This window comes from Micrococcus sp. HMSC067E09, from assembly GCF_001812555.1.
GTDB lineage: Bacteria > Actinomycetota > Actinomycetes > Actinomycetales > Micrococcaceae > Micrococcus > Micrococcus lylae.
Genome location: NZ_KV809440.1, coordinates 1 through 24,794, shown reverse-complemented (window position 1 = coordinate 24,794; position 24,794 = coordinate 1). Strand labels below are relative to the sequence as shown.

At 72.4% G+C, this 24,794-nt stretch carries 19 protein-coding genes; 13 read left to right on the top strand and 6 right to left on the bottom strand.

All coding sequences use genetic code 11. The features are described 5' to 3' along the window. Nucleotide 1: 1 nt before the first annotated feature. The 4 genes from HMPREF2863_RS06680 to HMPREF2863_RS06665 all read left to right on the top strand — a co-directional run bounded on the left by HMPREF2863_RS06680 (nucleotide 2) and on the right by HMPREF2863_RS06665 (nucleotide 3,457). Nucleotides 2-1,093, top strand: a complete 1,092-nt coding sequence (locus HMPREF2863_RS06680) for a methionine ABC transporter ATP-binding protein (protein WP_083315285.1) — start codon at nucleotides 2-4, stop codon at nucleotides 1,091-1,093. Then, nucleotides 1,090-1,767 carry a methionine ABC transporter permease gene (locus HMPREF2863_RS06675; protein WP_070638974.1) on the top strand — a complete coding sequence of 226 codons (678 nt, stop codon included), beginning with the start codon at nucleotides 1,090-1,092 and terminating at the stop codon, nucleotides 1,765-1,767. The genes HMPREF2863_RS06680 and HMPREF2863_RS06675 overlap by 4 nt, the downstream gene beginning before the upstream one ends. Nucleotides 1,768-1,853: 86 nt before the next feature. Next, entirely contained in the window at nucleotides 1,854-2,717 is an 864-nt protein-coding gene (locus HMPREF2863_RS06670; RefSeq protein WP_070638972.1) for a thioesterase family protein, read from the top strand. Then, entirely contained in the window at nucleotides 2,714-3,457 is a 744-nt protein-coding gene (locus HMPREF2863_RS06665; protein WP_070638970.1) for a lipoate--protein ligase family protein, read from the top strand. The genes HMPREF2863_RS06670 and HMPREF2863_RS06665 overlap by 4 nt, the downstream gene beginning before the upstream one ends. A gap of 81 nt (nucleotides 3,458-3,538) precedes the next feature. Here the strand turns inward: HMPREF2863_RS06665 and HMPREF2863_RS06660 are convergent, their stop codons facing one another. The 3 genes from HMPREF2863_RS06660 to HMPREF2863_RS06650 form a co-directional block, all read right to left on the bottom strand. Further along, a complete protein-coding gene (locus HMPREF2863_RS06660; RefSeq protein WP_246828848.1) occupies nucleotides 3,539-4,285 on the bottom strand; it encodes a uridine kinase family protein in 747 nt (248 codons plus the stop codon). A 164-nt stretch (nucleotides 4,286-4,449) separates the two neighbouring features. Beyond that, entirely contained in the window at nucleotides 4,450-5,106 is a 657-nt protein-coding gene (locus tag HMPREF2863_RS06655; protein WP_070638968.1) for an MBL fold metallo-hydrolase, read from the bottom strand. After that, nucleotides 5,106-6,200, bottom strand: coding sequence for an S-(hydroxymethyl)mycothiol dehydrogenase (locus HMPREF2863_RS06650; RefSeq protein WP_067190150.1), 1,095 nt, complete (start codon nucleotides 6,198-6,200; stop codon nucleotides 5,106-5,108). Before HMPREF2863_RS06650 ends, HMPREF2863_RS06655 begins: the two co-directional genes overlap by 1 nt. A 305-nt stretch (nucleotides 6,201-6,505) precedes the next feature. Between HMPREF2863_RS06650 and HMPREF2863_RS06645 the strand changes: the two genes are divergently transcribed. Then, on the top strand, nucleotides 6,506-7,342 hold the full coding sequence (locus HMPREF2863_RS06645; RefSeq protein ID WP_070638966.1) for an SOS response-associated peptidase: 837 nt from the start codon (nucleotides 6,506-6,508) through the stop codon (nucleotides 7,340-7,342). Then, entirely contained in the window at nucleotides 7,335-8,531 is a 1,197-nt protein-coding gene (locus tag HMPREF2863_RS06640) for an arsenic resistance protein (protein WP_083315279.1), read from the top strand. The genes HMPREF2863_RS06645 and HMPREF2863_RS06640 overlap by 8 nt, the downstream gene beginning before the upstream one ends. Before the next feature lie 126 nt (nucleotides 8,532-8,657). Here HMPREF2863_RS06640 and HMPREF2863_RS06635 read toward each other — a convergent pair whose 3' ends face one another. Beyond that, nucleotides 8,658-10,634 carry a calcineurin-like phosphoesterase C-terminal domain-containing protein gene (locus HMPREF2863_RS06635; RefSeq protein ID WP_070638964.1) on the bottom strand — a complete coding sequence of 659 codons (1,977 nt, stop codon included), beginning with the start codon at nucleotides 10,632-10,634 and terminating at the stop codon, nucleotides 8,658-8,660. A 387-nt stretch (nucleotides 10,635-11,021) separates the two neighbouring features. Here HMPREF2863_RS06635 and HMPREF2863_RS06630 point away from each other — a divergent pair, with 387 nt between their 5' ends. The 7 genes from HMPREF2863_RS06630 to HMPREF2863_RS06600 all read left to right on the top strand — a co-directional run bounded on the left by HMPREF2863_RS06630 (nucleotide 11,022) and on the right by HMPREF2863_RS06600 (nucleotide 23,708). After that, nucleotides 11,022-11,351 (top strand): DUF6504 family protein, encoded by a 330-nt coding sequence (locus HMPREF2863_RS06630; protein ID WP_067190157.1) that lies wholly within the window; start codon nucleotides 11,022-11,024, stop codon nucleotides 11,349-11,351. A gap of 193 nt (nucleotides 11,352-11,544) precedes the next feature. After that, on the top strand, nucleotides 11,545-15,504 hold the full coding sequence (locus tag HMPREF2863_RS06625) for a DNA polymerase III subunit alpha (RefSeq protein WP_083315278.1): 3,960 nt from the start codon (nucleotides 11,545-11,547) through the stop codon (nucleotides 15,502-15,504). A 133-nt stretch (nucleotides 15,505-15,637) separates the two neighbouring features. Continuing rightward, nucleotides 15,638-17,383, top strand: coding sequence for an HNH endonuclease signature motif containing protein (locus HMPREF2863_RS11830; protein ID WP_246828847.1), 1,746 nt, complete (start codon nucleotides 15,638-15,640; stop codon nucleotides 17,381-17,383). A gap of 199 nt (nucleotides 17,384-17,582) precedes the next feature. Next, nucleotides 17,583-19,604 (top strand): threonine--tRNA ligase, encoded by a 2,022-nt coding sequence (gene thrS / locus HMPREF2863_RS06615; protein ID WP_070638960.1) that lies wholly within the window; start codon nucleotides 17,583-17,585, stop codon nucleotides 19,602-19,604. 125 nt (nucleotides 19,605-19,729) lie between these two features. Beyond that, entirely contained in the window at nucleotides 19,730-20,275 is a 546-nt protein-coding gene (locus HMPREF2863_RS06610; protein WP_245232076.1) for an HIT family protein, read from the top strand. Further along, nucleotides 20,275-20,892: a phosphatidylinositol phosphate synthase gene (pgsA, locus tag HMPREF2863_RS06605; RefSeq protein ID WP_070638958.1), complete on the top strand. Its 618-nt coding sequence runs from the start codon at nucleotides 20,275-20,277 to the stop codon at nucleotides 20,890-20,892. The genes HMPREF2863_RS06610 and pgsA overlap by 1 nt, the downstream gene beginning before the upstream one ends. A gap of 488 nt (nucleotides 20,893-21,380) precedes the next feature. After that, nucleotides 21,381-23,708, top strand: coding sequence for an acyltransferase family protein (locus tag HMPREF2863_RS06600; protein ID WP_070638957.1), 2,328 nt, complete (start codon nucleotides 21,381-21,383; stop codon nucleotides 23,706-23,708). Nucleotides 23,709-23,775: 67 nt separating this feature from the next. Here the strand turns inward: HMPREF2863_RS06600 and ybaK are convergent, their stop codons facing one another. Then, a complete protein-coding gene (gene ybaK / locus HMPREF2863_RS06595; protein ID WP_070638955.1) occupies nucleotides 23,776-24,294 on the bottom strand; it encodes a Cys-tRNA(Pro) deacylase in 519 nt (172 codons plus the stop codon). A gap of 2 nt (nucleotides 24,295-24,296) precedes the next feature. After that, nucleotides 24,297-24,758: a SufE family protein gene (locus tag HMPREF2863_RS06590; RefSeq protein ID WP_070638953.1), complete on the bottom strand. Its 462-nt coding sequence runs from the start codon at nucleotides 24,756-24,758 to the stop codon at nucleotides 24,297-24,299. Nucleotides 24,759-24,794 lie beyond the last annotated feature (36 nt).

Here is a 24,794-nt window from a genome sequence, read left to right as displayed (position 1 = left end):
CATGGCAGCGCACACCCCTGACCGAAAGCAGCTCGCCCCCGGGCGCACCGCAGAGGGCGCCGCGGGGGAGCCCGTCATCGTCTTCGACCACGTCAGCCGCGTCTTCGGCGGGCGCAGCGGCGAGGTCACGGCGGTGGACGACGTCTCCCTGACCGTCCACCGCGGCGAGGTCTTCGGAGTCATCGGCTTCTCCGGCGCCGGCAAGTCCACCCTGATCCGCATGATCAACGGACTGGAGAAGCCCACCTCCGGCACCGTCACGGTGCTCGGCGAGGAGGTCTCCGCGCTCTCCGAGGCGAAGCTGCGGCCGGTGCGTCGACGCATCGGCATGGTGTTCCAGCAGTTCAACCTCATGCACTCGCGGACCGTCGCCGGCAACGTGAACTACGCCCTGGCCACCGCCGGCTGGCCGAAGGCCAGGCGCCGGGAGCGTGTGGCCGAGCTGCTGGAGTTCGTGGGCCTGGAGTCCAAGGCGAAGCACTACCCGGAGCAGCTCTCCGGCGGGCAGAAGCAGCGCGTGGGCATCGCCCGTGCCCTGGCCGCCGAGCCGGAGATCCTGCTCGCGGACGAGGCCACCTCCGCGCTGGACCCGTCCACGACCTCCGAGGTCCTGTCCGTGCTGCGGCGCGTCAACGAGGAGCTCGGTGTGACGATCGTGGCCATCACCCACGAGATGGAGGTCATCCGTTCCATTGCGGACCGGGTGGCCGTGATGGACGCGGGCCGCGTCGTGGAATCCGGTCGAGTGTTCGACCTGTTCTCCCGCACGAACCACTCCGCGGATGCCGCGTCCTTCGTCACCACGGCGCTCAAGGACCGGCCCAACGCCGAGGAGATCGCCCGCATCCGGGAGCGCACCGACGGCCGGCTCGTGATGGTGTCCCTCAAGGACGCGCCCGCGGTCTCGGCTGTGCTGGGCACGGCTTCGACGCGCGGGGTCGGCTTCGAGATCGTCCACGGCGGCATGTCCGCCACCAAGGACTCCGCGTACGGGCTGCTCACCGTGTCCCTGACCGGTGCCGCCGACGACGTGGAGGCGTTCGTCACGCAGCTGGCCCAGGCCGGCGAGGTGCAGGAGGTGACCCAGGCGTGATCGAGAAGTACCGGAACCTGGACTGGAGCTACTACGGCCCCGAGCTGTGGGTCGCCCTCGGCGACACCCTGTACCTGGTGGCGTGGGCGTTCGTGGTCGGCGGCGTGATCGGGCTTCTGGTGGGCCTGCTGCTGTACACCACCCGCCCCGGCGGGATCTTCGCCAACCGCGCCGTGTACCTGGTCACGAACTTCATCGTGAACCTGATCCGGCCGATCCCGTTCGTGATCCTCATCGCGGCCCTGCAGCCGCTCACCATCAAGGTGGTCGGCATCGGCATCGGCAACACCGCGGTGGCGTTCTGCATGGTGTGGGCCTCGGCATTCGCGATCGCCCGCATCGTGGAGCAGAACCTCGTCTCCCTGGACCCCGGGGTGATCGAGGCCGCCCGCGCCATGGGCGCCTCCCGCATGCGGATCATCCGCACCGTGGTGCTGCCCGAGACCCTCGGCCCGCTGATCCTGGGCTTCACCTTCGTGATCATCTCCCTGGTGGACATGGCGGCCCTGGCCGGCATCATCGGCGGCAACTCGATCGGCAACTTCGCGATCGTCGAGGGCTACAACCGCTTCCGGCCCGAGGTGACGTGGCTGGCGGTGGCCGTGGTGATCGTGCTCGTGCAGGCCCTGCAGCTGCTGGGCAACGGAGTGGCCCGGCGCATCATGCGCCGCTGAGCGCCGGCTCGGCCCCGCGCCACGACGGCCGGTGACGTCCCTGCGGGGACGTCACCGGCCGTCGTCGTTCTGGCAGACTGAGGCCCATGACCGACAACGCGCCCACCCCCGAGTCCTCCGCCGGCGACCCGGCGGCCTTCTACGTCCGCCTCGGCGAGCCCACCGTGGATGCCGACGGCGTCCGCACCTCCCGCGTGCGCTCCACCGTGCACGCCCAGGGCGCGTGGCGGGCCGAGGAGATGCACATGGCCGCGGTCTCGGGCCTGCTGCTGCATGAGGTGAGCGCGCATGAGACCACGCCCGGGCTGCGGGTGGGACGGCTCTCCTACGACATCCTGGGCACGCTCTGGGCCGGGGAGCTGGAGGTGACCACACGCACCCTGCGTCCGGGCCGCACCATCGAGCTGGTCGAATCCGTGCTCCAGGCCCGGGGCCGCACCGTGCTGACCCTGCGTGCCTGGCTGCTGTCCACCTCGGACACCTCCGCTGTCGCCCAGTTGCCGGACGAGCCCCTCCCGCCGCGCTCGCAGGCGCAGGCGCAGAACGCGCTCCAGGGGTGGGCCGGCGGGTACATCGCCTCCCTCGAGGGCGTCACCGTCCCCGGTCACGCGCCGGGCCACGGCCGGGTGTGGATCACCACGGACCGTGAGATGGTGGCGGGGGAGCCCACGAGCGATCTGGTGCGCCTGATCGGACTCACGGACACGGCCAACGGGATCGCCCCGGCCCTGCCGCCGAAGCCCGGGGGCTGGTTCTTCCCCAACGTGGACCTGCAGATCCATCTGTACCGCGAGCCCAGCGGCCACTGGCTCGGCCTCGCAGGCCAGGTCACCGTGGGCCCGGACGGCGTGGGCCTGACGAGCACCGTCCTCCATGACGACGACGGCCCCTTCGCCCACGTCGAACAGACCCTCACCCTGCGCTCCTGGCCGGCCGAGGCCGGCCTGTGAGCGCAGTCCGCCGGCTGCGCTGGGCGGTGCAGGAGCGGACCCTGGGGGCCGCCGAGGACCTCGACTGGGCCATGGGCGAGCTGTCCGTCTTCCGCACTGCCGCGGCGGAGGGGAAGGACCTGGACGATCTGATCCGTGTCTACGTGCCCGAGCCGACGGTCGCGTTCGGCCAGCGCGATACGCGGCTGCCCGGCTTCGAGGCGGCGGCAGCGGCGGCCCGGGCCCACGGCTTCGCACCCCTGACCCGCCGGGCCGGCGGACGGGCGGCGGCCTACCACCACGGCTGCGTGGTGGTGGACCACCTGTGCCTGCAGGAGGACGCGGCCGTGACGCAGCGGGCACGCTTCTCCGCGTTCGCCGACCTGTTCGTGCGCGCATTCGCCCGCATGGACGTGCCGGCCTCGGTGGGAGAGATCCCCGGGGAGTACTGCCCCGGCGAGTTCTCCGTGCAGGGCCCGGCCCCCGAGCACCCGGTGAAGCTGGCCGGCTCCGCCCAGCGTGTGGTCAAGGGCGCCTGGCTGTTCTCCACCCACGTGGTGGTCGCGGACGCCGCGCCGCTGCGTGCGGTGCTCACGGACGTCTACCGGGAGCTCGGCATGCCGATGGACCCGCGCACCGTGGGCGGGGCCGAGGACGTGCACCCCGGCGCGAGCGTGGAGCAGTTCGTGGCGGCGCTGCGCGCCGAGTACGCGGACTGGGCGGCCGAGCGCGGCATGTCCCTGGTGGACCTGGCGGTCTGACCCGGCAGCGGGCACGTCCGGACGGCCGCCGGCGGCAGGGCCCGGGGCCGGTCGCCCCCGCCCGTGACCTGCGGCGCGGGCTCAGGCGTCCTCGGCGGGCGCACCGGCCATGGCGAACAGGTCGTGCTGCATGTCCGCCGTGGAGCGGGCCATGAATCCGGCGTCCACCGCGGCCTGCTTCCGGGCGCCGTCCGTGCGGAACAGGGCCCAGCCGCGCTGGAGCAGGAAGGGGATCGGCTTGCGGCGCTCGGCCACGTCCCGGGCGAAGCGGCGCACGGCGGTGGTCACCGGCGACTGGTCGATGTACCAGGCGTCGAAGGGCACCCCTGCCGCCTCGAGCAGGGCCGGCATCTGCGTGGCGAAGATGCCCTCGGCCACGATCGGCCCGCCCACGCCGCCGGCACCCGAGGCGTCGGCCTCGGAGCCGTTCCCGTACTCCAGGTGCAACGGCACCGTGCCCACGATCGAGGACGTGGAGATGTCGTAGTCCGGGATCTGCGCGGTCCCGGTCTGACGCAGCTGCACGATCGCCTCGACGGCGGCCGGGCCGTTCCAGGTGCCGGCGTCGTCCCAGTCGATCTCCCCGTAGGGGGTGCGCGGGAAGGCCGGGCCGTCCCCGCCCTCGGCGGCGTCCTCGGACTGCGGCCGGTAGAAGGAGTCCAGCGGCAGGTGCGGACGACCGTAGCGGCGGGCGAGGAACGACTTGCCGGAGCCGGATGCCCCGCCGATCAGCACCACGCGTGGCCGGGGGGTTGCCTCGGCGGAGCCGGTGGTCCCGGACGCGGCGGGCTCGGGCTGGACGGGCTCGGGCTGGGCGGTGTCGTTCACGGTCACCCATTCTGACAGACCCTCCTCAGATGCTGTGCGCCTGCGGAAGGGCCACCGCGCCAGGGCTCCGAGGGCAGACGACGACGGACCCGGCGCCTTCCGCGGAAGTCGCCGGGTCCGTCGCCGGGACGGGGCCGAAGGCCCGCACCGTGGTGGCAGGGCGGTCAGTGGCCGCGGGCGATCCACTCGTCCAGGTGCGGTGCCTCCGCGCCGATGGTGGTGGAGTCGCCGTGGCCGGTGTGGACCACCGTGCGGTCGGACATCGGCAGCAGGCGCGTGGAGATGGACTCGATGATCGTGTCGAAGTCCGAGTAGCTGCGGCCGGTGGCGCCGGGGCCGCCGGCGAACAGGGTGTCGCCGGAGAACACGACGCCGGTGGGGGTGCCGTCCTCGTCCTTCTCTCCCAGGGCCGGGGCGTGGAAGCACACCGAGCCGGGGGAGTGGCCCGGGGTGTGGCGGACCTCGAGCTCCACACCGGCCACGCGGAAGGTGTCGCCGTCCTGCAGGGCGCCGTCGGGGGCCTCGTCCGGGAACACGGCGTCCCAGAGCATGCGGTCGTCCGGGTGGATCAGCACGGGGGCGTCCACCATCCGGCGGAACTCCATGACCTGGCGGATGTGGTCGTCGTGGCCGTGGGTGAGCAGGATCGCCAGGACCTGACGGCCGTTGACGGCCTTCCACACGGCGTGCGCGTCATGGGCCGGGTCGATGACCACGCACTCCTCGGCGCCGCCGACGATCCAGACGTTGTTGTCCACCTCATGGGTCTCCCCGTCCAGGGAGAAGGTGCCGGAGGTGACGATGTGGTCGATGCGTGCCATCAGAGCACCACCACCGAACGCAGGACGTCGCCGGACTTCATGGTGTCGAAGGCCTCGTTCACCTCGTCGATGCCGATCTTCTCGGTGACGAACGCCTCCAGCGGCAGACGGCCCAGGCGGTACTGGTCCACGAGCATCGGGAAGTCGCGCTCGGGCAGGCAGTCGCCGTACCAGGAGGACTTCAGGGCGCCGCCGCGGCCGAAGACCTCGAGCAGGGGCAGCTCGATCTTCATCTCCGGGGTCGGCACGCCCACAAGCACCACGCGGCCGGCGAGGTCGCGGGCGTAGAAGGCCTGCTCGTAGGTCTCCGGGCGGCCCACGGCCTCGATGACCACGTCTGCGCCGACGCCGCCGGTGGCCTCACGGATCGCCTCGACGGCGTCCTGCTCCTTCGAGTTCACGGTGACGGTGGCCCCGAGCTCCTCGGCCTTCGCCAGCTTCTTCGGGTCGATGTCCACGGCCACGATCGTGGTGGCGCCGGCCAGCTTCGCGCCGGCCACCGCGGCCACGCCGACGCCGCCGCAGCCGATGACGGCCACGGACTCGCCGCGCTTGACCTCGCCGGTGTTCACGGCGGCGCCGATGCCGGCCATGACGCCGCAGCCCAGCAGGCCGACGGCGGCCTGCTCGTCCACCGAGTCCACGCCGTCCACCCTGGTGCACTGGCCGGAGTGGACCAGGGTCTTCTCGGCGAAGGCGCCGATGCCCAGGGCAGGCTCCAGCTCGGTGCCGTCCTCCAGGGTCATCTTCTGCTCGGCGTTGAAGGTGGAGAAGCAGTACTTCAGGTCCCCCTTCTTGCAGGCGCGGCACTCGCCGCAGACGGCACGCCAGTTCAGGATGACGGTGTCCCCGACCTCGACGTTCGTCACGCCTTCGCCGACGGCGGAGACCACGCCGGTGGCCTCGTGGCCGAGCAGGTAGGGGTAGTCGTCTCCGATGCCGCCCTCGACGTAGTGCAGGTCCGTGTGGCAGACGCCGCAGGTCTTGATGTCCACGACGGCCTCGCCCGGACCCGGGTCCGGGACCACGATGGTGGTCAGCTCGACGGGGGCGTCCTTCGACCGTGCGATGACGGCCTTCACCTTCTGGGGCACGTGGGCTCCTCTCCTGTGGGGTGCACGGGCGGACGGTTGCGGTGCGTGTGTGCCGGTCCGGGGCCAGCGGGCCTTCGGGGGCCGCAGGCTGGTCGGAGCGGTGCCACGCCGGTGGGGCGTCCTCCCGCGTCGGTCCCTCCATCCCATCACAGGGTCGGCGGCGGATGCACGGGTCACAGGTCCGGTGGGGCCGGCGCGCAGCACGCGTGGCGTGTGGCGCCGTCGCCCGGGACGGGGAAGACTTGATGCGGCAGACGAGTGCGCTGTGACCGGAGGCCGAGCAGACGAGGGGAAGGACCGTTGAGATGTGTGGCCGCTACGTGATGGCCCGTGCCACCGGGGACCTGGTGGCCCGGGGCGGCGCCGAGCCAGACGAGGAGCTGGTGCTCCGCGAGAACTGGAACGTCGCCCCGACGGCCGAGGTGCCGATCCTGGTGGCGCATGCGGGGAACGCCGGGGCGGGTGACGGCGACGCCGCGGTGACGCGGCGGATCCATGTGGCCCGCTGGGGCCTGGTGCCGCCGTGGGCGAAGGAGCTGTCCGTGGGCTCGCGTGCGTTCAACGCCCGCTCCGAGACGGTGGCGCAGAAGCCGACCTTCCGGGCTGCCGTGCGTGCCCGCCGCTGCGCCGTGCCCGTGGAAGGCTACTACGAATGGAAGGCCCCCGACCCCGGGCAGAAGGGCGCCGACGGGAAGGCGGCGAAGAAGCAGCCGTACTACGTGCACCCCGCCGGAGCCGGTGACGGCGAGGGGCCCGTCATCTGGTTCGCCGGCCTCTACGAGTGGTGGAAGGACCCGGAGGCTCAGGCCCGCGGCGAGGACCCGTGGGTGCTCTCCTGCTCCATCCTCACCTGCGCCTCCCCGGACCCGGAGGACGACGACGGCACCCTCGCCTCCCTGGGGCGTCTGCACGACCGTCTGCCCGTCCCCCTGGACGAGTCCCTGATGGCTGACTGGCTCGAGCCGGTGAAGCTCGGCTCCGCCGAGGAGGCGGAGGACCTCGTCGGGCGCGTGGTGGAGCGCGCCGAGTCCGTGGCGCGCGGCTGGCGGCTGCGCCCCGTCGGCACCGCCGTGGGCAACGTGCGGAACAACGGGCCGGAGCTGATCCGGCCGCAGGGCGGGGTGCAGGAACGCCTTGTCTGAGCGGCACGCGCAGGAGCCGGCCCGCGGGCAGGCAGGGCACGAGGAGACGGGGCCCGCGGACGATGTCGCCGTGCCCCGCCCTGCCGGAGCGCGGCCGTCCGGGGACGTGACGGCGCAGACCGAGGCGACGGCGCCGCCGTCGGGCCTGGAGCAGCACCAGGTGTGGCTGTACCTGGGTGCGGCCGTGCTCGGCGGGGCCCTGGGCCTGGCGGTGCCGGGTGTGTCAGCGGTGACCGGTGTGCTGCTGTGGCCGCTGCTGGCGGCGCTGCTGTTCGCGACCTTCGTCCAGACCCCGCTGCAGCGGCTGCGTGAGGCCGGCCGGGACGGCCCCTGGCTCGGCACCGTGCTGGTGGCCAACGGGCTGGTGATGCCGGTGTTCGCCCTGTGCCTGGTGGCCGGGGTGGAGGTGTTCGGCAGAGTGCTCGTGGGCTCCGAGGCCCAGGTGACGGCCCTGGCGCTGGGACTGCTGCTGGTGCTCGCGGTGCCGTGCACGGACTGGTTCCTGACGTTCTCCTACCTGTCCTGGGGAGACCGGGCCGCGGCTGTGGTCATCACCCCCGTGAACCTGGTGCTGCAGCTGGTGAGCCTGCCCGTGTGGGTGTGGCTGTTCACGGTGCTGTGGGGAGGCATCGGCGCGGGCGTCGGAGGCGCCGGAGGGGGACTGCCGGGCCTCGGGGCGGCGCTGCTGAGCCCGGGCGTGATCACCGGGGCCGTGCTGGTGGTGCTGGTGCCGCTCGGAGCCGCCGCGTTCTTCGAGCGGTCGCTGCAGCGCTCGCCGGTGGGCGAGGCGCGGCGTGCGCGGCTGGCCCGCTGGCCGATCCCGCTGCTGACCGCCGTGGTCTTCCTCGTGGCCGCCGGCAGTGCGCCGGCGGTGGCCGAGGCGTCCGGCGTGCTCTGGGTCGGCGCGCTGGTGTGCGTGGTCTACCTCGGCGGCGCGGTGCTGGCCGGGACCGTGGCCGGGGACATCGCCGGACTGCCGCGCCCACAGCGCCGCACCCTCGTGTGCACGCTCGGCACGAGGAACTCGTTCGTGGTGCTGCCGATCGCCGTGGCGCTGCCGGCCGGCTGGGAACTGGCCGGTGCGGCGATCGTGGCGCAGTCGCTCGTCGAGCTGCTCGGCATGGGTCTGGTCAGCCGCTGGATGGCGGCCCGCGCGGTGCGGGGAGAGGAGGCGGCGCCGGCGCTGTGAGCAACGGCTCGGTCCCGGTCGGCTGGGCGCGGCTCGGTCCCGGCCTGCAGGGCGCGGCCCCCGTCCCCTCGAGGAGGGGACGGGGGCCGTCGTCGTGGCGGGACGCGCGTCAGCGCGCGGCGAGGATCAGCGCACGGTGAAGTCGATCGACTCGGTGTGGCGCTCGCCGTTGAGGTCCGTCACGGTGACCTCGGCGGTGTGCTCGCCGGCGGTCAGGTCCGACGGCAGCGGCAGGCGCCACAGGTGCATGGTGCGGTCGGCGAGGGAGCCGCCGTGCACCAGCTGCTCCTGGGCCGCAGTCGGGTCCGAGTACTCGGCGCCCACGCGGACCTCCTCGCCGTCCATCTCCTGGGTGCGGGTCGCGGGGACCGGTTCAGCTCCGTCCACGCTGACCTCGACCCGGGTGCCGGTGGCGCCCATGAACACGTTGGCGGTCAGCCAGGTTCCGGCCAGGTCCTCGGCGGCCACGGTGTGCGGGTCCGCCAGCGGCTTGGCGCCGCCCTTCTTGGCGTGGTCCTGGTTGGCCTCGAACCACTCGCGGTAGGCCGGGGTGTTCAGGCCGAGGCTCATCTGGTCGGAGCCGTCGTCGCCGCGGACGGTGAAGCGGGAGGCGATGCCCTCGGCGGTCAGGTCCAGGGTGACCACGCCGGGCAGGGCGCCGTCGCGCTGGGCGGCCAGCGGGTACCGGCCCCCGTCCACGAGGCGTCCGGAGTACCAGTCGCCGGAGATCGCGCCGGCCACCAGGTGGTCGAACGGCAGCCCGTCGATGCCGAACAGGTCCTTCCACCCGGCCACGAGGTCGCCGGCGCGCAGGTTCTCGGTGGAGTGGGTGTGGCCGCCGACCGTGATGACCTCACGGCCCTCGAGCAGCTCGTAGATCTCGGGCACCTGGTCGATCGAGTGGGTGGCCGAGGTGCTGTCCGCGAAGGACATCAGCGGCACGTGGGTGCCCAGCACGATCTTCTTGTCCTTCGGGGTCGCGGCGATGTCCTGGCGCAGCCACTCCATCTGGCGCTCGTCGATCGAGCCGTTGTAGCCGCTGGAGTCTGCGAGCGGGTACTCCACGGAGGACAGGGCGACCACGTGGGCGTCACCGACGTCGTAGGAGTAGTACTCGGGCCCGAGGGCGGCGCGGAAGCTGTCGAAGGCGTGCTCGGAGTCCGGGGCGTCGAAGTCCAGGTCGTGGTTGCCGGGCAGGAACCAGGCCGGGCCGTTGAGCATGGAGGACAGCTCACGTGACTGCGGGTACAGGTCCGGGCGGTCGCCCACGATGTCGCCGATGAACAGGATGCCGCAGTCCGTGTAGTCGGTGCGCTCGGCCAGGTCCGCGAACGCGCCGGAGCGGGCGTACTCCACCTCCTGCTCGGTGTAGGTCTGGACGTCGCCGCCGATCAGGCAGCGCTGGTCCTCCTCGGCCATGCGCTCGTCCGCCACCACCGGGAAGTTCACGGCGGCCGGGAGCTCGCCGGTCGGGGCGATGCCGCCGTGCTCCAGCTCCGGGGAGCCGTCCGGCAGGTGGTGGTAGTGGAACTGCGGGACGTTGTCCGCGTCCACCGGGACGCGGTAGCCGGTCGGCTGGGTGACGAAGACCGTCATGTTGTCCCGGACGGGCAGCTCGTAGCGGCCGTGCTTGTCCGTGAGGACGACGTCCTCGCCGTTGGAGACGCGCACACCGGCCAGGCCCTTCTCCGAGGGGTGGCGGCGGGAGTCGCGGTCCGCGTCCACGAAGACGCGGCCGGTGAGCACGTTCGGGTCCTTCGGGCGGGAGTCGTGCGGGGTGCGGCGCACGTCTACCTGACCGCGGTAGGCGTCACGGTCCCAGTCGAACTCCTCCGGGGTGCCGGGGTGGTGCGGGTGCTTCGGTCCCTTGCCCGGGTGCTCCGGGTGGACCGGGTGCGGGTTCTTCGGCCCCTTGCCGGGGTGCTCCGGGTGGACCGGGTGCGGGCGGTGCTGCGGGGAGGAGGCCGGAGCGGCCGCAGCGCCGGCGGACTCGCTCTCGGCGACGGCGGACGGGGCGATGACGGCTGCGGAGAGCAGTCCGCCGGTCAGGGTCAGGGCGAGGGCTCCGGCGCCGAGGCGGCGGACGCAGGCGGTGGTCTTCACGATGTACCTCTGTTCTGCGGTTCTGTCGTCGGGGACAGCCCCGGGGCACGCGCCGTGAAGCGCGCCGTTCCCTCCGGCGTAACCCCCGCACGCCCCGGCGCGACATCGAGCCTGACAGCACGGTGTGACGTGTCGGTGACGGTCGGATGAAGGGCACCGCACCGGCCCCCGACGCCCCAGTGACGCTTATCGTGTCCGGCCGCCTCCGTAGCTTCGGGGAAGCGATTCGAACACATGTTCGAGTAGCATGGTGGGTGCGGCCTTCCCAGCGCTTCCCGTCCAGGGCCCCTCGGGGCCTGCCGCTCCCACCGCCCGACGGCATCCCGCCGTCGGGTCCGCACACGCCGGTCCGCCGGCAGAACCGAGCAGGGAATCAGGGAGAAGACCATGGGAATCTTCACGCAGTCCGTCGCCGTGGAGTGCGCGCAGGACGGCACGCCGCACCGGCTCCGCTGGAACGGTCGGGACTACGCGCTCGCCGAGCGTCCGGTGCGCTGGTACGAGCGCCGCCGCTGGTGGGCCGAGGAGCACCGGGCCGAGAAGGGCCGTGGCGCCGGCCTCGTGGACCACGAGATCTGGCGCCTCCAGGTCCGGCTCGCCCGTGCCGGCAACGCTCCGCTGCAGACCGTGGACGTCGCCCATCACCTGGACTCCGGCCGCTGGCGTCTGATCCGCATCCACGGCGGGGTCTGCCTGCCCCTCGTGGCCACCGCCTAGCCCGCACCTGTCCGCCGCCCCGTGAGGTGCGGGCCTTCGCCCGCCCGTCCTTCCCGACGCCGGCCCCTTCCCTCCGTCGTCCGCCTCACCCACGCCTGTCCGCGCTTCCCGTCGCGCTCTGTCCGTGCTTCCCGCCGCCCGGTCCGTCCGCCGTCATCGGGCGGTGCCGGTTCCGTCGAACAGGAGTGTCAGCATGACCGAGACCGCCGAGCCCTTCGCCCACCTGCAGGTCGCCAGCGCCTTCAGCGCGCACTACGGAGCGTCCTGGCCCGCCGAACTCGTCGCCGCCGCGGCCGCCGACGGGCAGCGCCTGCTCGCCTGCACCGACCGCGACGGCCTCTACGGCATGGCCAAGCACGTCTCCGCGTGCAGGCAGCACGGGATCGCCCCGATCGTCGGCGTGGACCTCGCCGTCACCTGGGCAGACCTGCCGCCGGGGGAGCGGCCGGGGACGCAGGAGCCGGGGGCCGAAGCCGGCCGCGTGGTGATCCTGGCCCGCGGCGGCTGCGGGGGCTCCGGGTACGCTGCGCTGTGCCGGGTGGTCTCGGCGGCGCACGCCCGCACCACGGGCGGCGCCGGCGGCGGTGCCCCGGTGCTCACGGTCGCCGAGCTGGCCGCGGCCGCCGCCGGACCGGTGCCCACCGCGGCGGACCCGAAGAACCCGCCGACGCCCGAGCTGTTCGTCCTGCTCGGCCCGGACTCGGACGTCGGCCGGCACCTGGCCCGCCGCCGCTGGAACGCCGGCCTGCAGGGGCTGCGCCGCTGGAAGGCCGCTCTGCCCGCCCGCAGCCTGCACGTCAACGCGGTCAGCCACCTCTCCGCACCCGGGCGGCGGTGCGACACCGGGCACGCCGTGAAGATGGTCCGCGCCGCCGCGCAGGTCCGGGTGCCCGCCGTGCTCACCAACGCCGTCCGCTACGCCGCCCCGGACGGGGCCGCCACCGCCGACGTCCTGGACGCCGTCCGGGCCCTCAGCGCTCTGGACGGGGCGCACGACCTGCAGCCCAACGGCCAGGGATGGCTCAAGCCCACCGCGGCCATGCGGCAGATCGCCGCCGAGGTCGCGGACGCCGCGGACATCCGCCCTGCAGCCCTGCTCGCGGCCACCCAGGCCTTGGCCGAGGCCTGTGCCGTGGACCCTGCCGAGGACCTCGGATGGGGGCGGCCGCGTGTTCCGGAGGCGGCCGTCGTCGGGATCGAGGGGGACCCGGCACGGGTGCTGCGGGAGCGGACCCTGGCGGGGGTGGCCGACCGCTACCCGGACCTGTTCACGGGCACGGCCTTCGCCGCCACGGCGGCCGGCCGGGAGCTCGAGGAGCGTGTGGAGCACGAGCTCGGGATCATCTCCCGGCTCGGGTTCTCCGGGTACTTCCTCACGGTGGCCGAGGTGGTGCGGATGATCGAGGGCCGCGGCGTGCGCGTGGCGGCTCGGGGCTCGGGAGCGTCCTCGCTGGTCAACCACGCCCTGCGGATCTCGCACGTGGACCCCATGGCGCAGGGGCTGCTCATGGAGCGGTTCCTCTCGGACGACCGCTCGACCCTGCCGGACATCGACATCGACGTGGAGTCCGCCCGCCGCCACGAGGTCTACCGGGCGCTGTTCGAACGGTTCGGACAGCAGCGCACCACCCTGATGAGCATGCAGAACGCCTACCGGGCCCGCGGCGCCGTGCGGGACGCCGGGCTCGCCCTGGGCATGCCGGACCCGGAGGTGGACGCGGTGGCCAAGCAGCTGTGGCGGTTCTCCGCCTCCCACTTCCGCGACGCCCTCGAGCGCATGCCGGAGCTGCGCGGCTTCGCCGAGCGCCTCGAGTCCGGGCGCCGCGAGGGCAGCCGGCAGCTGGACCTGCTCGTGGACCTCACCGAGCGCCTGGACCGGCTGCCGCGGCACATCTCCATGCACCCGTGCGGCGTGATCCTCGGGGACGCCTCCCTGCTGAAGCGCACCCCCGTGCAGCCCTCCGGCCTCGGCCTGCCCATGAGCCAGTTCGACAAGCACGACATGGACCCCATGGGCATGCTCAAGCTCGACGTCCTCGGCGTCCGCATGCAGTCCGCCATCGCCTACGCCCTCCAGGAGGTCGCCCGCACCACCGGCGAGCAGGTGGACCTCGAGCAGGTTCCCTTGGACGACCCCGCCACCTACGAGATGATCCGCACCACCCACACGCTCGGCTGCTTCCAGATCGAGTCCCCGGGCCAGCGGGAGCTGATCGGCAAGCTCGCCCCGGAGCGGTTCGAGGATCTCATCGTGGACATCTCCCTGTTCCGCCCCGGCCCCATGCAGTCGGACATGGTGCGCCCCTTCCTGGAACAGCGGCACGGGTGGGCGCCGGCCCACTACCCGCACCCGGACCTCGTTCCCGTGCTCGCCGAGACCCACGGGGTCACCGTGTTCCACGAGCAGGTGCTGCGCACCTTCGACGTCATGACCGGCTGCGGCCTTGCCAAGGCCGACGAGCTCCGCCGTCTCATCGGCTCCGACGCCGAGACCCGTGTGGAGGAGTTCTTCCGCTCCCGGGCCCTGTCCCGCGGCTACAGCCTCGACGTCATCGACGAGGTCTGGGCCACCCTCCACGCCTTCGGCTCCTTCGGGTTCTGCAAGGCGCACGGGGCGGCGTTCGCAGTGCCCACCTACCACTCGGCCTGGCTGAAGACGCACCACCCGGAGGCGTTCATGGCCGCGATCCTCGAGCACGACCCCGGCATGTACCCCGCCCGTCTCATGATCGCCGAGGCCCGCCGCATGGGCATCCCCGTGCTCCCCGTGGACGTGAACCGCTCCTCCGACCACGTCCGCGTCGAATGGGTGCCGGACCATCCCGAGCTCGGACTGCCGCCCCGCGATGGAGGCCACGGGGGAACGCCCGAGACCCTCTTCCCGACGACGGCACCCGCCTCCGCCGGTGGGCCGGCAGGAGGGGGTGAGGCGGCCGTCGTCGGGGAACCGCCTGTGCCGGGACCGTCTGCGCAGGAGGCGTCTGCACAGGGGGCGTCTGCACAGGGGGCATCTGGGCAGGGGGCGTCTGCGCAGGGGGCCTCCCGCGGGCCGGGACGCTGGGGGATCCGTCTGCCGATGAGCGCGCTGTCCGGGCTGAGCGAGGCCGAGGTGCGGCGGCTCGTGGACGGGAGGCCCTACATGAGCCTGGCCGACGTGCGCGACCGTGCCCGGCCGACCGCCCGCAATCTCGAACGGCTCGCGCAGCTCGGGGCGCTGGACTGCCTGCTGCCGCCGGGCGGGGCCTCGCGCACGGACCTCGTGCACCATCTGGAGATGCAGCACTCCGCCGGCTACGGCTCGGGTCCGGGGCGGCTCGCCACGACGTCCCGGAAGGCGCGGCCGCGGCAGGTGGACGGGCAGCTGTCCCTGGACCTGCCGGATGTGGAGCTGCAGTCGCTGACGCCGATGTTCCCGTCCCCGCGGAACGCGGACCGGGTGCGCACCGAGCTCGACCTCACCGCCCTCGACGTCACCGCACACCTCATGGACTCCCACGCCCCCTACCTGGAGGCGCTCGGGGTGACGAAGGCGGAGCGGCTGCTCTCGCTGCGGTCCCAGTCGCGGGTGCTGGTCGCAGGGGTGCGCGTGGCCACCCAGACACCGCCGATGCGCAGTGGCCGGCGCGTCGTGTTCGTCTCCGTGGACGACGGCACCGGCTGTGTGGACACCTCCTTCTTCACCGAGGCCCAGCACGCCTCGGGGGAGATGCTGTTCTCCTCCCGGCTGCTGCTGATCGAGGGGACCGTGCGCCGCACCGGAGCGAAGGCCGTGTCCGTGCAGGCCGTGCGCGCCTGGGACCTCCACCGGCCCGAGACCCTGCCCGACCCCGACTACCTCGACTCCACCCGCGATGCCTGGGCCCGCTGGCTCCGGGCAGACCGGGAGGCTGCTCGGCGGCGGGCGGCGGAGAGGGACGGTGTGCTGGTCGGCGCACGAGCCCACCCCGGCCGCCTGCCGGAGGTGCCCCACCATGCGACGGGCCACTGGCCCGTCAAGGCCGACGTCGGCCGGGTCGCCCGCGACCTCGACGTCGCCCTCGCCGGCGCCCGGGCTGGCGGCGAGCTGCCCTGGCCGGTCCGCAGGTCCGATGACCGTGCCGTCCCGGTGCCCCACCCGGACACCTGGGAGCTGCTTCCGACGCCGGACGGCTGACCGGGGTGCGTGCCGGCCGGGACGCAGGGTCTTGTCCGCAGGAGACGTCAGGACAGTGCGGGCCCGGCCGCCGGTGGCGCTTATCGTGTCCGGCCCGGATGTTCGAATGTATGGACGAAGGGAGGTGGGGTGCATGGCACTCGCAACAGAGACGAGGAACAAGGCCGGGGACGAGCGGCCACCCGGTACCGTGCGCCCCGGAAGTCTTCGGGACCGGCGTGATCCCCGCGCCCGCCACTTCCCGAACATGCCCATGGCCCACGAGGTCGCCGTCGCACAGCGATTGGCCGACCACGTGGTGCGCCGGCTCGAAGGGCCGGACTGGTGGGCCACCGGAGAGCAGGAGGACCTGCCCGAGCTGATCTCAGACGTCGAACGGCTGGCTCGGACCGTGGCGGCGGCCCAGGCGATGCTGGCCGGACACGTCGCGAAGGCGCACGAGAACGAGGCCGACCGCGAGGAGATCCTCGGTGTGCCCCGGGGCAAGAGCGCCCACCGGGATGCCGCCGACTACCTCCGCAGCACCCTGCGCGTGGATCGCCGCGAGGCGAAGCGGCGCATCGCGCGGGCGGCCGCGACCCGTGAGCAGCAGGCCTTCGTCACCGCGCCGGCGACCCCGCCGCAGCTGCCGGCCGTCGCCGCGACGATGAGCCGCGGGCACGTGGACCCCGCTGCCGGCGACGTGGTGGTCAAGACCCTCACCGAGGCGCGCACAGACGCCCGTCTCGCCGGAGTGCCGGACACCGAGGCGGACGCCATGATCGCCAGCGCCGACCGGCTCCTGTCCGAGCAGCTCACCCGTCTCGACGCCGACTCGATCCGCCGTCTCTGCCAGCGCTGGCGCCAGAACGTGGACGCCGTCGTGATGCCGGACCACGGTGCGCCCACAGAGGCCGAGCTCAACGCTGCGCAGGGCATGTTCTACCGGGGCCGACGTCGGGGGCTCCACCGGTGGGAGCTGCTCGTCACCGACGCACAGAACGAGGTGCTGCAGACCCTCGCGTCAGCGGCCACCAACCCTCGGGCCGACCGGGAGGCCGGCGGTGGCCGGTCCAGCAGCCGAGCGGCCGCCGCACCGCACACCGATCTGCACACCGATCCGCACACCGATCCGCGGACCCGCGGCCAGAAGCAGGCCGACACCGTGATCAGCGCCCTGCAGTCGGCCCTCGCGCACGCCGGCTCCGACGTGCTTCCGAGCAGCGGCGGTCACCGTCCCCAGCTGCTCGTCACCATCGACTACGAGACGCTGCTGCGCCAGGTCAGCGGTGCTGTCCTGGGTGCCGACGGCACCGGCGCCGACCCCGCGTGGACGAACGGCACCGCCCCCGGGTGGACGAACGGCACCGCCCCCGGGAGGACGGACGGAATGGGGGCTGCCGGCGTCACACTCGGAGCGGGGGTTGCCGGCGTGGCGTTCGGAACCGCACACGGCCGGGCCCTGTCCTGCATGGACTTCACCGGTCCGGTCGATCCGCGGCAGATCCGTCGCATCGCCTGCGACGCAGACATCATCCCCGCCGTGCTCGGCGGTGAAGGCGAGATCCTCGACCTCGGCCGAGCCCGCCGACTCTTCACCCGTGCCCAGCGCAAGGCCATCACCGCCCGCGACGGCGGATGCGCCGCCCCCGGCTGCACCATCCCGGCGGCCTGGTGCGAGGTCCACCACATCGACCACTGGGAGCACGGGGGTCCGACCGACGTGGACAACGGGGTGCTCCTCTGCTCACACCATCACCATGCGGTCCACTCCGGGTGGTGGGAGATCGACGTCGAGGACGGTGTTCCCTGGTTCACCCCGGCCCGGCACCTCGACCCGGATCGGACGCCGAGACGGAACCAGTACCACCGGACGCGGGGACATCCGCGGCACGAGTAGCGCAGGAGGCAGGGACCGCAGGCGGGTCGTGGGGTCGTGGGCCTTCCTGTGCCCGTCTGCCGCACGCATGCCCGCCGGCCCGTACGCCTGCCTGCCTTCCCGTACGCATGCCTGCCTGCCCGGGTCTAGACTTGTCCCGGCTGGCGGTGGCCCCCGTATGCCACCAGCCCTGAAGCCTGATGTGAACAAGGAGCACCCATTGTCCGACCCGAAGAAGATCCTCATCACCCTCGACGGAGAGATGCGGGAGGTGGCTGAGGGCACCACCGGTCTGGAGCTCTACAAGGACCAGAAGACCACCGTCGTCATGCGCGTCGACGGCCATCTCTGGGACCTGTCGCGTGAGGTCCCGGTGGGCGCCTCCGTCGAGGCCGTGGACATCTCGGAGCCGGACGGGCTCAACGTCCTGCGTCACTCGACCGCCCACGTCATGGCCCAGGCCGTGCAGCAGCTGCGCCCGGACGCCAAGCTGGGCATCGGTCCGTACATCACGGACGGCTTCTACTTCGACTTCGACGTCGCCGAGCCCTTCACCCCGGAGGACCTGAAGGCGATCGAGAAGCTCATGCTGAAGATCGTCAACCAGAACCAGATGTTCGCCCGCCGCGTCGTCACCGAGGACGAGGCCCGTGAGGCCATGGCGGCCGAGCCGTACAAGCTCGAGCTGCTCGGCAAGAAGGACAATGCCGAGAACGCCGGCGAGGGCGCCTCCGTCGAGGTCGGCGTCGGCGAGATCACCATCTACGACAACGTGGACCGCAGGTCCGGCGACGCCGTCTGGTGCGACCTCTGCCGCGGCCCGCACCTGCCGAACACGAAGCTGATCTCCAACGCCTTCGCGCTCACCCGCTCGGCCGCCGCCTACTGGCTCGGCAACGAGAACAACAGGCAGCTGCAGCGCATCTACGGCACCGCCTGGCCCACCAAGGCGGACCTCAAGGCCTACCAGGAGCGCCTGGCCGAGGCCGAGCGCCGCGACCACCGCAAGCTCGGCGCCGAGCTGGACCTGTTCTCCTTCCCGGACGAGCTGGGCTCCGGCCTGCCGGTCTTCCATCCGCGCGGCGGCGTCATCAAGCGCGAGATGGAGGACTACGTCCGTCAGCGGCACATCGAGGAGGGCTTCCAGTACGTCGGGACCCCGCACATCTCGAAGGACGGCCTGTTCCACACCTCGGGTCACCTGCCGTACTACGCGGACACCATGTTCCCGCCGCTGAAGGTGGACGAGGAGCGCGACGAGGACGGCAACATCACCCGTCAGGGGCAGGAGTACCGCCTCAAGGCGATGAACTGCCCCATGCACAACCTCATCTTCCGCTCCCGGGGCCGCTCCTACCGCGAGCTGCCGCTGCGCCTCTTCGAGTTCGGCCATGTGTACCGCCATGAGAAGTCCGGTGTGGTCCACGGGCTGACCCGTGTGCGGGGCTTCGCACAGGACGACTCGCACTCGTACGTGACCCGCGAGCAGGCGCCGGCCGAGGTCAAGCACCTGCTGGACTTCATCCTCGGGCTGCTCAAGGACTTCGGCCTGGACGACTTCTACCTGGAGCTGTCCACCCGCGACCCGGAGTCGGACAAGTTCATCGGCACCGACGAGCAGTGGGCCGAGGCGACCTCCGTGCTCGAGACCGTGGCCCGCGAGACCGGCCTGGAGCTCGTCCCGGATCCGGGTGGAGCCGCCTACTACGGACCGAAGATCTCGGTGCAGGCCCGCGACGCCATCGGCCGCACCTGGCAGATGTCGACCGTCCAGTACGACTTCAACCAGCCGGCCCGCTTCGGCCTCGAGTACCAGGCCGCGGACGGCTCCCGCCAGGAGCCGGTCATGATCCATGCCGCGAAGTTCGGGTCGATCGAGCGCTTCTTGGGCGTGCTCACCGAGCACTACGCCGGCGCCTTCCCGGCCTGGCTCGCCCCGGAGCAGGTCGTCGCCGTCCCGGTGGCGGAGGCGTTCAACGACTACCTCGCCGAGGTCGTGGACAAGCTCAGGGCCGAGGGCATCCGCGCCCGCCTGGACGACTCCTCCGACCGCTTTCCGAAGAAGATCCGCACCGCCTCGAAGGAGAAGGTGCCGTTCGTGCTCATCGCCGGCGGCGAGGACGCCGAGGCCGGCGCCGTGTCCTTCCGCTTCCGTGACGGCTCGCAGGACAACGGCGTGCCGGTGGACGAGGCCGTCGCCCGCATCGTGAAGGCGGTGCGCGACCGCGAGGTGACCCCGTGATCCGGCCTCACCACGACGCCCCCGACGCCGGACGGCAGTCGCCGACCGGCGCAGCGGACGCGCCCGCGGCGGGCCACGGCCTTCCCGACGACGGCCGGGCCACCGACCAGCACACCCTCGCCGGGGTGCCCGATGCCTTCTCGCGCCTCTGGAACGCCCATCGGATGGCGTACGTGTCCAAGGGTCAGGAGCAGGTCAAGGACGAGCACACCTGCCCGTTCTGCGCCGGCCCGTCCCGCTCGGACGAGGACAGCCTGATCCTGCACCGAGGCGAGACCTGCTTCGTGCTGCTCAACCTCTACCCGTACAACCCGGGCCACCTGCTGATCTGCCCCTACCGCCACGTGCCCCTGTACACGGACATCACGGCGGAGGAGACCGCGGAGATGGCGCGCCTGACCCAGACGGCCATGGTCGCCCTGGAGAAGGTCGCGAACCCCGCCGGCTACAACCTCGGCATGAACCAGGGCGCGGTCGGCGGGGCCGGCATCGCGGCACACCTGCACCAGCACGTGGTGCCGCGCTGGTCCGGTGACGGGAACTTCCTGCCGATCATCGCCCAGACCAAGAACATGGCACAGACCCTCGGCCAGACCTGGGAGCTGCTCCACACCGCCTGGGACGAGGCCGCCGCGGAGTTCGCCGAGCGGCAGGACGGGGACGCCTGCTGATGCTGGACCGCCATGCCCGCGGGGCCACGAACCGCATCTTCACGCCTCCGGCGCGGCTGCTGCTGCGCTGGGGTGTGACCCCGGACGCGGTCACGGTGGCCGGAACGCTGGGCGTGGTCGTCGGTGCACTGGCGCTCTTCCCCGTCGGACACCTCTTCTGGGGCGTCATGGTGATCACTCTCTTCGTGTTCTCCGACGTCCTCGACGGCGTCATGGCCCGGCTCTCCGGCACCACCGGCCGCTGGGGGTCCTTCCTGGACTCGACCCTGGACAGGGTGCAGGACGCGGCGGTCTTCCTGGGGCTGATGTGGTGGGCCTTCGGGGTGGGGGAGCAGACCGTCCTCGGCGTCGCCGCCTCCCTCTGCCTGGCGTCGGGCATGCTCGTCTCCTATGTCCGTGCCAAGGCTGAGGCACTCGGGTTCACCGCAGACACCGGCATCGCAGAACGGGCCGAGCGTCTCATCGTCACCCTCGTGGCCGCAGGGCTCGTGGGCATCGGCGTGCCGGCGGTCGTTCTCACCGTCGTTCTCTGCCTTCTGGCGGCCGCCTCCTTCGTGACTGTGGTCCAACGCATGATCACCGTGCGTCGTCAGTGGCTGACCTCACACGAGAGGTGAGCCCCCTGCATGGGGCGCCACGCGCCTGGCCGGCCCCGGAGAGCGCCTCGCCGGCCGCGGTTGTTGGGCCAGGACAGCCTGCAGAGCATCTCCGTCGGGCCAGGCCGGCACCGTAGAGCGCCTCGCCGGCCGCCGGCGTCGGGCCAGGCCGGCCCCGTCTCACGGGAGTCGAGCCAATCGCCGCGCTCTGAGCGCACAGGGATATGACAGGTCTACACAGCGTGTTCTGCTGACCGCTGAGTAGTCTCGGCTAGCCGTCTCCTGGCCGAGCTGTCTGGACGCGCAGACCACGGCCTCGTGTGGTCACTCGGTGCGCGGGGCCTCGTCGTCAGGCTGCCGGGGCCACGCTGACGCCGCCGCCCCGACGCGGTCACACCATCCCTCCGTGCCGGCTGGCTGTCCTTCCGTCCCCGACCCCGTCTGCGTGCTTCATGCCCCACATCAGTTCCGCCCCCGTCGATGCCCCCGGGAGGCGGGCGAGGACCACGGTGCCTCCCACCGGCCTCGCTGCCCATCGCTTCCGCGCCGACATCCAGGGCATCCGCGCCCTCGCCGTGCTCAGCGTCCTGCTGTTCCACGCCGGCCTTCCCTGGCTGCCCGGAGGCTACGTCGGCGTCGACGTCTTCTTCGTCATCTCCGGCTTTCTCATCACAGGGCTTCTGATCAAGGAGATCAGCCGCACCGGCGGTGTCTGCCTGACCGACTTCTACGTGCGGCGTGTCCGGCGCATCCTGCCGGCAGCCCTCGTCGTGATCGCCCTGACCCTGGCCGCCGGGTGGACGCTCCTGCCGTTGTCCCGGTGGGAGTCGCTCGGCTGGACGGGCCTCTGGGCGGCACTGAGCGTCGCCAACTGGTCCCTGGCTGCCGACAGCACCGACTACTTCAACGCCGACGCCCCGCCCAGCCCGCTCCAGCACTACTGGTCCCTGGGCGTGGAGGAGCAGTACTACCTCGTCTGGCCGCTCCTGCTGGTCGTCTTCGTCGCGTTCGCGTTGCGTCGCCGCGCCGCTGCCCCCACCGGCACCGACGGCCGGCCCCGCCGACGCGCCGCTCGACAGGCCGCCCCCGCTGCCGGCGAACCGGCCCTCGATCCCCGCGCCGTCGCCATCCGGGTCCTCCTGGTCGCCGCCGTCGTGAGCGTCGTGTCCCTCGTGCACTCGGTGCTCTACACCCCGCAGAACCCGGGGGCGGCCTACTTCATCACCACCACGCGCGCCTGGGAGCTCGGCGTCGGCGCGGCACTGGCCGCGCTCGTCGTGCTCCTGCCCGCACTGCCCGCCCGGCTCCGTGTCGTGCTCGGCTGGACGGGTCTGGCCATGGTCCTGGCCGCCGTCGTCGTCTTCACGGAAGAGACCGTGTTCCCGGGCTACAAGGCCGCGGTCCCGGTCGTCGGCTCGGCCCTGATGATCCTGGCCGGCACCCATGCGGAGGGCGATCGCCACGGCGCCGGCGTCGGCACCCTGCTGTCCTCGCGGCCGGCACGGTGGGTCGGCGACCTCTCCTACTCGCTGTATCTCGTCCACTGGCCGGTGATCGCGATCGCCTCCTGGCGGTTCGCCGAGGGCCTTCCCCTGTGGCTGGGCCTGGTCCTGGCGGCTGCGTCGGTGCCCGTGGCCTGGCTGCTGCGCATCGCCGTCGAGAAGCCCTTCATGGGGGCGCATTCGGCCGCAGCGTCGCCCACCGCCGCCCAGACCCGGGCCGAGGCACGCCGTCGTCGACGCCGAGGCACCCTCCGCCCGCTGCTGGCCGGTGGCCTCGCCACCGCCGGCGTCTGCGCGCTCGCCCTGGCGCTCGCGTTCACCGCCGCCCAGCGCACCGCCCTGCCGGATACCGAGGGGGCGGTCGCCGGCGCCGGGGCCGCCGGCGCGGGCATCGCGACCGACGAGGACCCGGAGCCCGGACCCGCCGACGGGACGACGGCCGCCGGCTCGAATCGGGCGGAAGCCCTCGCCTCCGCCGAGGACGCCGAGGCCGAGGAGCCTGCCTCCCCGCCGGAGGGCTGGGACCCGATGGACGAGCTCGCCGGGCTCAGCGTCGATCAGATCGTCCCCGCACCGTCCTCGGGCTCCCGGGACGGCTCGCCGCTGCTGTATCGGGACTGCCAGGTCGAGGCCGCGGACGACACCGCCAAGCGCTGCGAGGACGGCGACCCGGACGCTGACACCACTGTCCTGCTGGTCGGTGACTCCCACGTCCACCACTGGTCTGAGGCGATCGTGGACGAGGCCCTCGAACGGGGATGGAACGTGGTCTCCTACGTCAAGGGCGCCTGCCCGATCACCACGCACACCGTGGAACTGTCCGAGGAGAACGGCGGACCGCGCCCGTTCACCGAATGCACCTCCTGGAACGAGAAGGTGATCAAGGAGGTCGAGGCCGAGCAGGCGGACGTCATCATCACCTCGGCGAGCTTCTACCGTGACGCGGACGGTTCCTCCGCCGCCGACGGCATGGCGGAGGGATGGAAGAAGCTCGTCGCCCACGCGGACCACACCGTGGTGCTGGCGGACCCGCCGCATGCGAGCCGGCCCGTGCCGGAGTGCGTCGAACGCCACAGCGACGACATCGCGGCCTGCTCCTGGGACCGCGAGGAGGGCCTGGCGGACTCCGGCACCCCGGACATCCTCGCCGCTGCCGAGCAGGTGCCCGAGGTCGAGGTGATCGACCTCAACGACTTCATCTGCCCGGGTCCGGTCTGCGCGCCCGTGGTTGGCAATGCCCTGGTCTACATGGACTCCCATCACATGACGGCGACCTTCTCCCATTCGCTCGACGACGCGTTGTGGGAACGGCTCGACCGCGTCATCGCAGACTGACACCCCTCAGCAAAGAGAAGAAGCGTTCCACTGATAAATGGATCTGTATCAGTAGAAGGCTTCTTCGCTAGGGTCCTCGTTCGATCGGCGCCACCGTCGCGTCCGCAACCCGCACGAGGTCAGCGGGCGCGATCTCGATGTCCAGCCCCCGCTGCCCGCCGGACACGAACACCGTGGCCCAGTTCAGGACGCTCTCGTCCACCAGCACCGGGCACCGCTGCCGCTGGCCGAACGGTGAGATCCCGCCGCGGACGTATCCGGTCCTGCGCTCGGCCTCCTCGCGGTCGGCCATCACGGCCTTCTTCGCCCCGAGGGCCTTCGCCGCGGCCCGCAAATCAAGCCGCCCGGACACCGGGACCACGCAGGCCGCCAGCGAACCATCCGGCACCTGCACCATCAGAGTCTTGAACACGCGGGCCGGCTCCACGCCCAGCGCCGTGGCCATCCGCTCGCCCACGCCCACGGCGTCGGCGGCGGTGTGTCCGTCGTCGATCTCCACGCGGTGCAGGGTGTGAACGGCATCCGCCCGGGTCAGTGCGGCGACGGCCGGCGTCGGCGCATCCCCGGCGTCCTTCTTGCGCGCCATCGTCAGCCTTCGGCCGTCAGGTCCCTCACGTTGCGCTTGATGCGGCCGAGCATCGCGGACATGCCGCGCAGGCGAAGCGGCGTCAGCGCCTGGGCCAGGCCGAGGCGATTCGGGATGTCGTCCGGTACGCCGAGGATCTCGGCGGCGCTCAGCCCATCGAGTCCCTGCGAGAGCACGGAGGCGAAGCCCCGCGTGGTCGGCGCCTCCGGGGGTGCGGTGATGAACAGGCGCATCACGGACTGTCCGCCGGCGGGCTCGCCCTCGATCTCCACGGCCAGGAAGAGCGGGGACTGGCACTCCACGACCTGCTCCATCTCCTCCTCATGCCCATCGTAGCGGGCCGGCAGTTCCGGCAGCTCGTCGGAGAACTCGAGCAGCAGCTCCAGCTTCTCCGGGTCCGGGACCGCGGTGAAGTCGTCGACGATCTCGGCCAGGGCGGTGGGCAGCGCGGTGTTCTCGGTCATGGCTCACCATCCTAGGTGTACCCGGCCATCACGTTG

Excerpts from the sequence above, each read along its gene's own strand:
- HMPREF2863_RS06645 (WP_070638966.1), top strand. The coding sequence starts at position 6,506 with ATGTGTGGCCGCTACGTGATGGCCCGTGCCACCGGGGACCTGGTGGCC.
- HMPREF2863_RS06655 (WP_070638968.1), bottom strand. The coding sequence starts at position 5,106 with ATGGCACGCATCGACCACATCGTCACCTCCGGCACCTTCTCCCTGGAC.
- HMPREF2863_RS06680 (WP_083315285.1), top strand. The coding sequence starts at position 2 with ATGGCAGCGCACACCCCTGACCGAAAGCAGCTCGCCCCCGGGCGCACC.
- HMPREF2863_RS06625 (WP_083315278.1), top strand. The coding sequence starts at position 11,545 with ATGACCGAGACCGCCGAGCCCTTCGCCCACCTGCAGGTCGCCAGCGCC.
- ybaK (WP_070638955.1), bottom strand. The coding sequence starts at position 24,294 with ATGGCGCGCAAGAAGGACGCCGGGGATGCGCCGACGCCGGCCGTCGCC.
- HMPREF2863_RS06630 (WP_067190157.1), top strand. The coding sequence starts at position 11,022 with ATGGGAATCTTCACGCAGTCCGTCGCCGTGGAGTGCGCGCAGGACGGC.
- HMPREF2863_RS11830 (WP_246828847.1), top strand. The coding sequence starts at position 15,638 with ATGGCACTCGCAACAGAGACGAGGAACAAGGCCGGGGACGAGCGGCCA.
- pgsA (WP_070638958.1), top strand. The coding sequence starts at position 20,275 with ATGCTGGACCGCCATGCCCGCGGGGCCACGAACCGCATCTTCACGCCT.
- HMPREF2863_RS06590 (WP_070638953.1), bottom strand. The coding sequence starts at position 24,758 with ATGACCGAGAACACCGCGCTGCCCACCGCCCTGGCCGAGATCGTCGAC.
- HMPREF2863_RS06670 (WP_070638972.1), top strand. The coding sequence starts at position 1,854 with ATGACCGACAACGCGCCCACCCCCGAGTCCTCCGCCGGCGACCCGGCG.